Annotated in this window: 14 protein-coding genes; 7 read left to right on the top strand and 7 right to left on the bottom strand. The window is 45.8% G+C overall.

Annotation, left to right across the window (positions count from 1 at the left end; translation table 11 throughout):
• Positions 1 to 33: 33 nt before the first annotated feature.
• On the bottom strand, positions 34 to 243 hold the full coding sequence (locus tag ACK3SF_RS05100; protein ID WP_414837618.1) for a hypothetical protein: 210 nt from the start codon (positions 241 to 243) through the stop codon (positions 34 to 36).
• Between the two features lie 92 nt (positions 244 to 335).
• Between ACK3SF_RS05100 and ACK3SF_RS05105 the strand changes: the two genes are divergently transcribed.
• Genes ACK3SF_RS05105 through ACK3SF_RS05115 form a run of 3 tightly spaced genes read left to right on the top strand, consistent with a single transcriptional unit; the run spans position 336 to position 2014 of the window.
• The gene (locus ACK3SF_RS05105; protein ID WP_414837619.1) at positions 336 to 890 is read left to right on the top strand and encodes a thioredoxin family protein; all 555 of its coding nucleotides are present in this window, start codon (positions 336 to 338) and stop codon (positions 888 to 890) included.
• A complete protein-coding gene (locus tag ACK3SF_RS05110; protein ID WP_414837620.1) occupies positions 887 to 1462 on the top strand; it encodes a hypothetical protein in 576 nt (191 codons plus the stop codon). Before ACK3SF_RS05105 ends, ACK3SF_RS05110 begins: the two co-directional genes overlap by 4 nt.
• Complete coding sequence (locus ACK3SF_RS05115; RefSeq protein ID WP_414837621.1) at positions 1463 to 2014, top strand: adenylyltransferase/cytidyltransferase family protein; 552 nt, start codon at positions 1463 to 1465, stop codon at positions 2012 to 2014. It begins immediately after the preceding gene.
• Positions 2015 to 2026: 12 nt separating this feature from the next.
• Here the strand turns inward: ACK3SF_RS05115 and ACK3SF_RS05120 are convergent, their stop codons facing one another.
• Positions 2027 to 2812: an NAD(P)H-hydrate dehydratase gene (locus ACK3SF_RS05120; protein WP_414837622.1), complete on the bottom strand. Its 786-nt coding sequence runs from the start codon at positions 2810 to 2812 to the stop codon at positions 2027 to 2029.
• 85 nt (positions 2813 to 2897) lie between these two features.
• On the opposite strand from ACK3SF_RS05120, the gene ACK3SF_RS05125 reads away from it, so the two are divergent.
• Both ACK3SF_RS05125 and ACK3SF_RS05130 read left to right on the top strand, forming a co-directional pair.
• Positions 2898 to 3923 (top strand): type II glyceraldehyde-3-phosphate dehydrogenase, encoded by a 1026-nt coding sequence (locus tag ACK3SF_RS05125; protein ID WP_414837623.1) that lies wholly within the window; start codon positions 2898 to 2900, stop codon positions 3921 to 3923.
• Between the two features lie 73 nt (positions 3924 to 3996).
• On the top strand, positions 3997 to 5040 hold the full coding sequence (locus ACK3SF_RS05130; RefSeq protein ID WP_414837624.1) for a glycosyltransferase family 4 protein: 1044 nt from the start codon (positions 3997 to 3999) through the stop codon (positions 5038 to 5040).
• On the opposite strand, the gene ACK3SF_RS05135 is transcribed toward ACK3SF_RS05130, so the two are convergent.
• Positions 5037 to 5267: a hypothetical protein gene (locus ACK3SF_RS05135; protein ID WP_414837625.1), complete on the bottom strand. Its 231-nt coding sequence runs from the start codon at positions 5265 to 5267 to the stop codon at positions 5037 to 5039. The two genes, ACK3SF_RS05130 and ACK3SF_RS05135, sit on opposite strands and share 4 nt — an antisense overlap.
• Positions 5268 to 5372: 105 nt before the next feature.
• Between ACK3SF_RS05135 and ACK3SF_RS05140 the strand changes: the two genes are divergently transcribed.
• On the top strand, positions 5373 to 6590 hold the full coding sequence (locus tag ACK3SF_RS05140) for a glycoside hydrolase family 57 protein (RefSeq protein WP_414837626.1): 1218 nt from the start codon (positions 5373 to 5375) through the stop codon (positions 6588 to 6590).
• A gap of 7 nt (positions 6591 to 6597) precedes the next feature.
• On the top strand, positions 6598 to 7302 hold the full coding sequence (locus ACK3SF_RS05145; protein ID WP_414837627.1) for an alpha/beta hydrolase family protein: 705 nt from the start codon (positions 6598 to 6600) through the stop codon (positions 7300 to 7302).
• Between the two features lie 9 nt (positions 7303 to 7311).
• Here the strand turns inward: ACK3SF_RS05145 and ACK3SF_RS05150 are convergent, their stop codons facing one another.
• The 4 genes from ACK3SF_RS05150 to ACK3SF_RS05165 are packed head-to-tail and all read right to left on the bottom strand — an operon-like array spanning position 7312 to position 11989.
• Entirely contained in the window at positions 7312 to 8457 is a 1146-nt protein-coding gene (locus tag ACK3SF_RS05150; RefSeq protein ID WP_414837628.1) for a glycosyltransferase family 4 protein, read from the bottom strand.
• 9 nt (positions 8458 to 8466) lie between these two features.
• Positions 8467 to 9069 carry a glycosyltransferase family 4 protein gene (locus ACK3SF_RS05155; protein ID WP_414837629.1) on the bottom strand — a complete coding sequence of 201 codons (603 nt, stop codon included), beginning with the start codon at positions 9067 to 9069 and terminating at the stop codon, positions 8467 to 8469.
• Entirely contained in the window at positions 9069 to 10220 is a 1152-nt protein-coding gene (locus ACK3SF_RS05160; RefSeq protein WP_414837630.1) for a hypothetical protein, read from the bottom strand. The genes ACK3SF_RS05155 and ACK3SF_RS05160 overlap by 1 nt, the downstream gene beginning before the upstream one ends.
• Complete coding sequence (locus ACK3SF_RS05165) at positions 10217 to 11989, bottom strand: glycogen/starch synthase (protein ID WP_414837631.1); 1773 nt, start codon at positions 11987 to 11989, stop codon at positions 10217 to 10219. The genes ACK3SF_RS05160 and ACK3SF_RS05165 overlap by 4 nt, the downstream gene beginning before the upstream one ends.
• Positions 11990 to 12046: the final 57 nt, after the last annotated feature.

A 12046-nucleotide genomic window follows, 5' to 3' on the forward strand; every position in this document is an offset into this window, starting at 1 on the left:
AAGTATTACGACTCCTTCTTTAAACAGTTTTCGCTATGGCTGTGCGTTGTATGCATCATAGACCTGCCAGAAAAATATGACAGGAGTCGTTATGAAACCTATCAATACCCATGTCAGGACTCCACTGATGAAAAGCGCCAGCATAATACCCAGGCCTTTCAGAATCTCTCCCTTGATTATCTGCCCGAGGCCCGGCACAAGAAGCGAGATTATCGCAGGCACACCGTATTTTCTATCAGCCATGAAGAACCAATCACGTATGACAGTGAAAAACTTTTCTCCGGTATAGGCCTTTTTCCATTGAAGTTAAAGAAGTTGACAGAGAAAAATCCGATATGAAGACAGAATCATCCGAAACTCTGGAGATCGGTGACACTGCACCGGATTTCGAACTTGAAAATATCGAAGGTGAGAAAGTAGGCCTGGAAGATCTGAACAATTACGACGGTGTCCTCGTCGTGTTCATGTGCAACCACTGCCCCTTTGTTCACGCCAATCTGGATGAGATAAAGAGACTGAATCAGGAATACTCCTCTATCGCTGTAGTAGGAATCAATCCGAACGCCGAGACACATCCAATGGATACGGAAGAGAAGATGCCGGAGTTTGTGGGGGAAAACGATATCGATTTCCAGTACCTTTCAGACCCGGAACAGAAAGTCGCAGAGGCCTTCGACGCCAAATGCACTCCAGACCCGTTCCTTCTGGACATGAGACACCGTGTATACTATCACGGCAGATTGACAGATATAGAAAAGCCGGGAGACGAGGCCTCTGAATTTTACATGGAGGAAGCAATCGAAAAAATGCTGAAAAGGAAAAATCCTCCTCAGGAACAGGAGCCGAGCGTAGGATGCAGCATCAAATGGAAGGAAAGTGATGAAAAATGAGTTATACTGTAAGACCTGAGCCACATCAGATCCGGGAGGCCAAACAGACAGTTGAAGGAGTACTGGAAAGCTGCAAATACATACTGGAGAAAAATGAAATGCTTGAGATAAGTCTTGGAGCTGCTCCAACCGCTTCACCAGGCGAACACGGAGCTCATGGAGCAGCGCTTAATTCAGAGGCCGCACAGTTCTATTTCAAGCCAGAGATAGATTCCTGGAAAGATGATCTTGAGAAAGTTGTAACGAAAGAATACGGCAAATCATGGTTCTACGAGAAGACAGAGGATGCAGGACTTGTCTGGCAGGAAATACTGGCTGAAAGCTTTGGATTGATGTTTCTGGAAGAAAACTCAGGCGGCAGAGAGCCAGAAAAAGACGTTAAAGAATTCGAAGACGAATGGCAGGAACTAGAGGCCTCTCTGGGAGATTTCATCAACGAGTTCAATCCAGAGAAGATATCCTGGCAGCTTAAATGGTTTATAGGCAAGGAAATACTCGAGGAACGCGAACTGGAAGAGTTCGTGGAACTGAAAAAGTCAGATGTTGAAGAAGCCGGTGAAAATCTTTTCTAGATGAAAGCAGTATTCTTAGGGCGTTTCCAGCCCTTCCACAGAGGCCATAGAAAAGTTATAGAGGACTACAGGGATGAATTTGATGATTTCTGTATAGGAATCGGCAGTACCGATGAAGAGAGGACTGAAGACAATCCTCTAAACTTTGAAGAGAGAAAAGAGCTTATAGAGGCCTGTTATCCTGATCTGGAGATTGTAGGTATAGATGATGAGGAAAAAACTGATGAAGGTAACAGGATATGGATGGAGAAGGTGAAGAAGAAAACAGGAGCCGACATAGTGATTTCTCAGAATCCGCTGGTGCGGAAGATAGTTGAAGATTTTCCAGGCCTTGAACTTGAGGAACAGGATCTGCATGATCCGAAAATTTATTCGGGAACAGCTGTCAGAAGAAGGATAAAGTCAGGTGAGGAATGGCGTTATCTTGTTCCAGAATGTGCCGAAGATAAGCTGGGTGAGTTCGTTGAAAGGATTAAAGATTCTGGTGTACAGTACGATTTTGAGCCAGGATGGGAGCGGAAAAACGCGTTCTACGATACTTACGAGAAGTGAAAAAGCATATTTCTATCGAAAGGCCTCTGGAAGATTTTCTGCGATGTCTGTAGCCAGTGCAGCGTTACCATATTGCTCTGCCGAGATTTCTCCTGCTCTTCCGTTCACCCAGGCCCCCAGTCTTGCAGCTTCAGTAATCTCAAGTCCCTGAGCTATCAATGATGATACCGCTCCGGCTAGAACATCTCCTGTTCCGCCTACAGTCATTGTTGCGTGGCCGGATGTATTTTCAAATGATTCTTCAGGAGCTATTATCTTATCTTTCTCCCCTTTGAGCAGAACTACAGCATCTTTTTCCCCGACAAAATCTTCCAGAGAACCGAATTTTTCACGCAATATCTCTGCCTCCGCCTCATGTGGCGTGAAGACTGCCTTCTCGAAAGCAGCATCCATTAGAGGAGCTATAGCATCGGCATCTACAACTAGCGGAGCTTCTGTAGCTTCAGCAAACTCTTTCAGATAATCACCGTCTGCACTGGAGAGGCCTGAGCCCACGACAACGGCATCCGCCCATTCAGACATCTTCTTAGCTTTCTCGCATGCTTCTTCACCAAAGTAGTCTGATTGATAGTCCTCTACTATGAAATTCTCGGAGTATGATCTAACTACATCGCTCACCTCCTTTGAAGTGAGAATTTTCACTAGATCAGATCCTGTTCTCAGAGCACCTCTGGCGTTCAAGGCCGGGGCTCCGGAAAAATCCCTGCTGCCACCTATGACTCCGACTTTGCCGTTCTGGCCCTTGTGAGATTTCCCAGGCCTCTCAAGTTTTTTCAGTAGTTTTTCAGGAGACTGCATATCGCATCAATATATTCTGAGGCCTCGAGTTTATTTCTTGGGAAAGCTTTTAGTCCAGAGAAAAAGAATCGTATTACGTGATATTATGGTAAAAATTGTTGTCAACGGTATCGGAACAATCGGAAAAAGAGTAGCTGAAGCCGTGAAGAAACAGGAAGATATGGAACTGTACGGCGTATCAGATGTCTCGGCAGGACAGGGCCTCAGAACAGGCCTCAGCGAGGAAGGAGGATTCCACGGCACTGATCTGTACGCATCAAACGAAGACGGGCTCGAACAGCTAAGAGAAGACGGAATGCACGTCGAAGGCCTGCTTGAAGATGCTCTAGATCGAGTTGATCTCGTTGTGGATTGTACTCCTTCGGGAGTCGATGAAATGAATAAAGAAAATCTTTACAGGCCTAACGACACCAAAGCAATCTTCCAGGGAGGAGCACCAGACGATATCGCCGAAGTGAAGTTCAATGCAGACGCCAATTATGAGGAGGCCTCCGGAGAGGACTTCGTGAAAGTTGTCTCATGCAACACGACTTCTCTATCGAGAACGATGAGTGCTGTTGACGAGGCCTTTGGAGTCAAAGAAGCTACTGCAAATCTTGTAAGACGTGCCGGAGATATCCCTCAGGATTCACGAGGGCCTGTAAATTCTACTGTGCCTGTTACAGATGTTCCTTCGCATCACGGGCCTGATGTACAGGCTGTTATGCCGGATCTGGATATCAAGACTCTTGCAGTGAAAGTTCCTGTGACTTACGGGCATGTTCATATGGTTACTGTCCAGCTTGAAGATGAAGCAAGCGAAAAAGAAGTTTTAGAGGCCTTCAGAGATCAGCCACGTGTAAATCTGGAGAAGGCGGGCGAAGGATTCGACTCCACTTCAAAGCTTCATGAAAAGATGCGTGATCTTGGAAGGAAGCGAAGCGACATGCCTGAAGCCGCTGTCTGGGAGGAGACAGTTACTGTAGACGATGGAACGCTTTACTGGATCCATATGGTGCATCAGGAATCGATCGTTGTTCCGGACAACATCGATGCGATCCGTTCAATGTTCGATATGGAGGAAAAAGAGGCCTCTATAGAGAAGACGAACGACGCCATGGGCATCGAGTGAAAAATCCGCCCACATTCAATTTTTCTTTTTTCAATCCGATATTTTAGAAACGCTGTTATAACATAATCAGACAATGGACAAGAAAATCCTTCTAACCGGCTGGGGATTCCCACCAGACATCGATGGAGGCCTGGATATCCACGTCAAACACCTGTTCGAACAGCTCGAAAGTAGAGGCCTGGACGTGAAACTTTTCCTGCCCAGTGAAAACGCACCAGATATGGAAAACGTGGAGGCCATAGATACTGGCGACGGTGATATGGTTCAGAAGGCCCGTGAGATGAGTGCTGAGGTGGCGAGACAGGCAGAAAACTTTGATATCGTTCATACACATGACTGGTTCGGCGCAGAAGCAGGCTTCAAGGCCAAAAAATACTCAGATGCCAAATGGATCTCCACAATGCATTCTCTGAGCAGCTCAAGGAGCAGGAAAAGTTACGGCGCACTCGAGGAGCTGGAGAAGACTGCTGTCGAACACTCAGATAAACTGCTGGCAGTAAGCGAAAAACTGGGAGACGAAATAGAAGACAGATACGGAAAAAGGCCTCAAGTAATACACAACGGATTTTCAAGGCCCTCAAAGGAAGGAAAAAATATCAGAGAAGAACTGAACATCGATAACGACATGATTTTTTTCGTGGGACGTCACGCCGAGCAGAAAGGCCTTGAACATCTTCTGTACGGATTCAGAAAATTTCTGGACGATGGAGGAGAAGCTACACTTGTTGTCGGTGGTGATGGACACCTGACAGAGACCCTGAAAGATTTCACGGAAATTTTAGGCCTTGAAAACGACGTTGTCTTCACAGGTTTCATCCCTGATAGAGAGCTCGGTGATTACTATCAGAGTGCTGATCTCTTTGTTTCGCCTTCTATAAACGAGCCGTTCGGCCTGACGATCACAGAGGCCCTGGAATCCGGCACAGTAGTTGCTGCGACGGAGAGTGGTGTTGAAGAAGTTCTCAGCGGAGAATACATCGTCAGTATCGACCCTGACTCTGATTCCATAGCTGAAGGAATTAGTAAAGGCCTTGAGAAAGATTTCCCCGGTGTTTTCGAGAGCAGGACCTGGGGGGATATGGCGGATGAAGTTTTAGAGGTCTACAGAGGTCTCTAGTTGATTAACTGGATTTTTTCAGGCCTCTGATCTGTCTTCAGTACGTATCCGTTTTCTGTCGAGGTGAGTGCGTCTGTTTCCTCGATGTAGTACGTTGTGTCGCTGGAGGCCTTTTCCGGGAGGTATATTCGTTCCTCTCCGTTGAAGTATGCTGCCAGTGCTGCTTTTTTCTGCGTGGAGATCTCTATGAGGCAGCCGTGTTCCTGTTCTGTGATTTCGATGTCCATAGTTAGAAATAGTTAGATAAGAGCTTTTTAAGCTTCTGAAAGCCTGTTTTTTCTTCTGCAGTAGCAACGTGTCAGATTATAAATGATGATAGGCCTAAAGTTTGTATGTTGCCTGTAACCCTGAGTTTTGAAGTTCATCAGCCTCATCGCTTGAGAACTGACGGGGTGAATGAAGAGGCCTCTACTCTTTATGACAGGTATTTTGATGAGGAGATGAACGAGCATTTTTTCCGTGATGTGGCGGAAAACTGTTATTTCCCTGCGACTGAACGCCTCTTGAGGGCGGCGAAAAAGTTCGAGGACCGGGATAGAAAGTTCAAAGTTAATTTTTCGATTTCAACTAGCTGGCTGGAGCAGGCGAAAAAGTATCATCCAGAGCTTATCGACATGCTCAACAGATTTCCGGATGATACTATAGATTTTATCGGGCAGGCCCACTACCACTCTCTTGCAGGATTATTCCATGACAAAGAGGAGTTCCGCTACCAGATCAACCGTCACAGCGACTTGATCGAGGAAAGTTTCGGGAAGAGGCCTCAGGTGATGACTAATACGGAGCTGATTTACCACAATGAGATCGGGAAGATTGCTGCTGAGGAAGGATTCAAAGGGATTTTTACGGAAGGTGCCGGAAGGATTCTTGGATGGCGTTCGCCGAACTATGCGTATACTCAGCCGGATTTTGTTACAGATGAAGGGACTAAAGTTATGCTGAGGAATCGAAAGTTGACAGATGATGTAGGCTATCGTTTCTCCGCGGAGTGGTGGAGTGAGTACCCTCTTACAGCTGAAAAATATGCGGCCTGGCTTTCAGAGGTTGAAGGCGACATGCTGAATCTTTTCATGGACTACGAAACTTTTGGAGAACATCACTGGGAAGGCACCGGCATACTCTGGTTCCTTGAAGATCTCCCGGAGCAGATACTTGAACACGACGAACTCAAATTTGCAACTGTTTCAGAGGCCGCTGATGAAAACGAGGCAGTCGGAAAATTCGATGCATTCGAATACAACACAGTCTCCTGGGCAGATCAGGAGATGGACGCCTCTGCATGGCTCGGAAATCCTATGCAGAAACTTTTATTCGAGAAAATGCAGGAACTTGAGGAAAAAGTGAAGAAAATCGACGACGAGGCCTATCTGGAGGTGTGGCGAAAGTTTTTGACTTCTGATCACCTGCATCATATCGCGACGAAGACTTACGACGATGGAAGCGTGCACAACTATTTCTCATACTTTGACCATCCTCATGAGGGATTCGCAGTTATAACAGAACATTTGATGGATTTTCAGCAACAAGTTGAAAAAGAACTGAACAGTTGAACAATTTATGACAGATAAACATTTTATCGAAGTAGAAGATGGAGAAGAAGTTGCTGCAGCACATCATAAGGCCTCTTCAGATGACTGGATATTTTTCTGCCACGGATACGGAAGCGATAAAGAAGGAAGCTACAGGAAAAGAGCTGAAAGGGCCTCTGAAGAAGGATTCAACGCTGTAAGATTTGATTTCCGTGGGAACGGCGAAAGCGATGGAGAGTTCATTGATCAAAGCCTGAGCTCCCGTATAGCAGATCTTGAGGCCTGTATAGATTTTTTCGGGCCTGAAAGAATTTTTCTCTGGGGTATGAGCTTCGGTGGAAAAGTCGTTCTTCACGCGAACGAAAGATTTGATGTCGAGGCCCTGATACTCAAGTCGCCTGTACTTTTCAACAATGAGATGGAGAAATTTCGAAGCGTTGTCGATGAGAAAGGCACTTACACGCATTTTGGAGACAAGACGATCGATGAAAGATTCTTCGAGGATTTCGATAGTTACAGCTTTGAAGAGGCCTGCGAATATGTGGATATGCCTGTGATTATTTTCCACGGCGGCGATGATTCCACAGTTCATTTCGAGAGCTCAGCTGATGCTGTTAAAGAGTTTGATACAGAAGTCCTCCTGAGAAAGTTTGAAGGCGAAGAGCATTCGATGAGTGACGATGCAGAGGAAAAGTTACTGGATGAAATGTTTTACTGGCTGGAAAATCTGTAGAAGAATCCTCTAGTCTTCAAAGGCCTTGCTGTATATTCCTGTTGTCCATGCTGTTATCTGTTCCCAGCGGAAGTTGTCTTCTACTCTGTCTCTGGCGTTGTCGCCAAGCCAGTCTGTCCAGCCTGGATCATTTAACGCCCTGTTCACCTGATCAGCTATAGAACTTGAATCAGCGGGATACGTGTGGAGGCCTGTATACTCGTGGACTATCGTGTCTTTCATCCCTCCGGTGTAGCTTCCTACTGTAGGCGTTTCGCATGCTGCTGCCTCGAGAGGGACGATGCCGAAAGGCTCGTAGACGCTGGGTGCTACCGTCATAGAGGCCTCCTTCATGAGTGAGATAAGTTCCTGGTCGGGTACGTATCCCGGAAAGTGTACTTTCTCCCCTACCTGTCTCTTCGCTATGTTTTTGTAGTGTTCTGTTGCCCCTGAGCCACACATTACAAATTTTGCTTCAGGCCTCTGTTCAAGTATGTGAGGCATCGCTTCGATAAGATGTCCCGGGCCTTTCTGAGGGTACATGCGGCCGACGAAAAGTACGATTTCTTCATGTCCCAGCGCATAATTATCCCTTCTGAGAGAGCTGGAGTGATCATCAAATTTTTCCAGATCTACACCGTTCGGTATGTAATTCACCTTTTCTTCAGGGACTTCGTAGTTGTGCTTTACTTCTTCAGAGAACTCTCTTCCTACCGTGATCACCTGTGAGGCCTCGTAGGTACCGTACCATTCCAGATCATGGATTGTTTTCTGGTAGTCCGAGTTGATTCCATCACGTCCTTTCTGAGTTGAATGTACCGTGAATATCATAGGCAGGTCAAGCGTCTTCTTTATCCCTGTAGCACCCGGCACCGCCATCCAGTCATGGGCGTGAACGAGATCGAAGTCTTTTTCCTTCGAGAGCTCTATTGCTTTCTTCTCCATCTGGTGCCCAAGATGCATCGCCCAGGAAAGAGTATTTGAGGCAGCATCCGTAGCAGGTACCCTGTGAATCTCCACTCCGTCACGATACTCAACTTCCTCTTCTTCACCGTACGTCAAAACGACAGGCCTGTGTCCCTGAGAAGCCAGAGTCGTCGCCAAGTCCTCGCAGTGTGCAGCGATCCCTCCAGCCTTGAAAGGAGGATACTCCCAAGTCACGAACAAAGGCCTCATAAAAAAATCTTACACCTCTTCCTTTAATTTAACGTGTTCTCTGTACGCTTTTAAAATTCTCGACTGCCAGGCCTCTGTTAAAGGACTCACAAACTCTATTTTATCTTCTGAAACATCCAGATCAAACAGCAGAGAATTCTTTGTATCCTCATTATTTGCGAACACTTTAACCGACTCATAGGCCCCCTGCCACTCCAGTTCAGAGATCATTTCAGAGTGCTCAGTGCCAAATCCTCTCTGCTGTTCCGTTGAATGAAAAGTAAGCATCATAGGCCTCTCCAGAACTTTTGAAAGAGATATCGCAGCCGGCACAGTAGTCCAGTCATGAGCATGGATCACGTCGATGGATGCTGTATCGATATTCTCCATCACCTGGCCTTTGATCTCGTTATTCATCATCATCGACCAGTTGAAGATGTTTGAGCCGTCGAAGTGTAAAGGGAACCTGTAAACCTCTATATCAGAATCAAGTGAGTAATAAGAGCCGTCGTCAAAAGAAACTATCGATACCTGGAGACCTTCATTATTCAGATAAGAAGCCAGAGACTTAACATACTCTGAAACAGGCTCATCATCCTTTATCTGCTTCGAGAGCAGGAGCACATGATCCATCAGAATCTGGCCTCGAATCCTTTTCTCTTGCTTTTCTCGACGTCAGGCTGCGTGAACGGATCAACCCCCTGGAAACGGGCGAAATAAACTGCCAGTATCTGCATAAAAGCGACCATCTCTCCCGCCGCCTGATAAGAAAGATCAGTTAAAGTCAAAGTTACATGAGGCATATCCTCTTCCTCCAGGGCCTCTTTTACGCCACGGTACTCGGATTTCAGTGATTCTGATAGATCTATCCCATTCAGTTCTCCCAAGTCACGGCCTCTCAAGTCTATATCCTGTATTTCATCAGGCACTGTTATTTTACGGGCCTCGTTGGCTTCAGACCGGATAAAGAAAGGCACCATATCGTTCTCTCCTCCGAAAAGCCTCTGATTAGTATGATGCTGATATTCAGGCCCCAGATCACCGAGCACAGTCATCCCTTCGCCTCTTTTGCACGCTGTCTCATGCATAAGCTGGACAAATAATGGCTTGAATCCGAAAAGCCTTGTAGAGTAAATTGCGTTAAGTATCTCAGTATATCCTGCTTCTTGAGAGCTTTTCAGAGCGGATGCCAGTTTGTAAGCTGAATTATCCTGCTCTTCAAGATTTTGATACATCAGCTCTGCGCCTTTTCTGATCTCCTCTACATCGAGGCCTATCAAAGCAGCTGGAAGAAGAGCTGTCTCCGTCATTCCGGAAAATCTTCCGCCTACTTCACGGTGCTCGATGTAGTCAAGGCCTTCTCTTTCAACTATGTTACGCAGAGCGCCATCATTGTCGGAGGTAACAGGTAAAACATCGTAATCTTTGTTCATGAAGTAGAAGAGTGTCTCTATAACTCCTACTGTCGATCCTGATTTACTTATCGGAACTACAAGCGTATCTTCTTTTCTGTATTCTCCAGATATCCTGTGAAGGAAGTCTGGCTCCATTGTCGTAACTATTCTAACATTTTTATCGACTTCAGGCATGAAGGTGTACAGTAAAGCTCTGAAGCTTGTTACTGAGCCACCGTTTCCTATAACAACGATATTTTCGTAGTCATATTCCTCTGCTATCTGATTTATCCTGTCTATATCAGGCTCGATACCTGTAAAATCCGGTAGTTTTTGATCTATTTCCTGATCTGATTCGTCCAGCCCCTCTATCTCTATTTCAAATGTCATTTCATGTTCACCGCCTGATCGTGGGCCTCTCTGTAGTTTTCACCAAGTTTGTTCCATGAAGTCAGTTGCGCCAGTTTTCTGGCGTTATGCTTCCTTTCCGTTATCTCCGTCTTCGAATACTCTGTTATATCTGAAATTATATCAGCAAGTTGATTTGAGGCCTCTTCATAGCTTTTGTCCTCTCTTTCAAGTATTTTGATGCCTTTGCGCTCCTCCTCATCAGTCTTATCCTGTAAAAACTTTCCGAATCCTGCCATATCTGTTGTTACCGAGAGCGCTCCATTAGCAGCAGTTTCTACAGGCGTGTATCCCCATGGCTCGTAGTAGCTCGGGAAAATTCCTGCTGAAGAGGCAACTATCGCATCATTGTAGTCCATGGACAGAAGCTTGTCTCCAACGGAAAGATACGTGGGATAGAATATCACTTTGACACGATCATTCTCTGAGTTGTTCAGGCCTCTCTCACGAAGCCTTGAGATTATCTTGTCATCCGAGTAGTTCAGATCAAACGCACATAGAGGAGGATTCTCGCCTGATCTCGAGTGGAAGCTGTTAGACAGAGAATCTGCCTTTCCATCATCTACAACCTCTGAAATATCCTCAGGCCTCTCTCCAGAAGTTATTGACTTCAGCAGACGACTCCTTATCTCGGGAATAACGGAATCGATGTACTCCTCAAGCTCGTCGAACAGAGACATATTTTCAAGAACACTCATCTTCGCACCTTTAACATCCGAAGGAACGAAGAAAAAGACGAAGAAATCATCTCCAGGCCTCTCATTAACTTCAGCCAGAGCGTCGACAAGCATATCCAGGCCCTTGTTATGGAACTCGTAACGCCCCGACACAAACATTATACGCGGATCATCCTCAAGATCGACGTCGTAATACGGCTCAAAATAGGCCTGAAGAAAGTCAGTCATCTTGGATTTTTTCCTGGTATGATTATAGGACAGTTCTTCAAGACTCGGGTACTCCTCAACGTTGAAACCGTTTGAAAGTATCACTTCAGGCCTCTTATCCAGCACTGCCTCTGCCTCTCTCCCTGTGGTCTTGCTGACAGTTGTGAAAACGTTTGCTTCATGAGCAGCAGCTTTTTCCATCTGGTGCTTCGGTTTAACACCGTATTCTTCCGCCAGTTTATCTTCTATCTCTCCTTTTTTGATTGCTCCACCTAGATCAAAGTCAGAGTTCGAAAGTGCTCTTCCAAGTACAGTTGCATGCGTTGTGAAAACAGAAGGACTTTCAAATCCTGTAAGTGCAGCTCCAGAAAGCCATTCATGAAGATGTACTACAGTCTCGCCTTCAAGCTCCTCTTCCAGGCCTTTTACAAGTTTTCCAACGGCATAACTCCATTTGACAGGTTCATCGAAATCTTCCGGAGCATTGAGAGAGTCAACACCGTATTTTTTCCAAAGTTCGTTCTTTATATCATCTGTAGATTTTTCGAGGCCTGAAGGATCTACAAGCACTGTTTTAGGTGATCCTGGTACCTTCCATACTCCATAATAGCATTTTATCCCGTGTTTTTCCTCGAGTTGCTGGAAAAGCTCCTGATACGGATGCTCTTCTCTTGGTGCGAACTCATCTCTGGCGGCTTCCTCTTTGTAAGGGCCTATAGTGAAGTAGTTGTCGCCGTAGAAGTCTTTCATCTTGCTGGATTTCGATGCCAGAACCTGGTGGATGCCTCCGACCTTGTTCGCAACTTCATAGGAGATTTCGATCAGATTTTCAGGCCTTGACATAATACAAGTTAATTGTTCTGACATGTATTAAAACTTCCATACAGGCCTAGTTGCCACCTGCGGGTTAACAGCAAGGTTTTA

It is taken from the genome of Candidatus Nanosalina sp. VS9-1 (assembly GCF_047555085.1).
GTDB lineage: Archaea > Nanohalarchaeota > Nanosalinia > Nanosalinales > Nanosalinaceae > Nanosalina.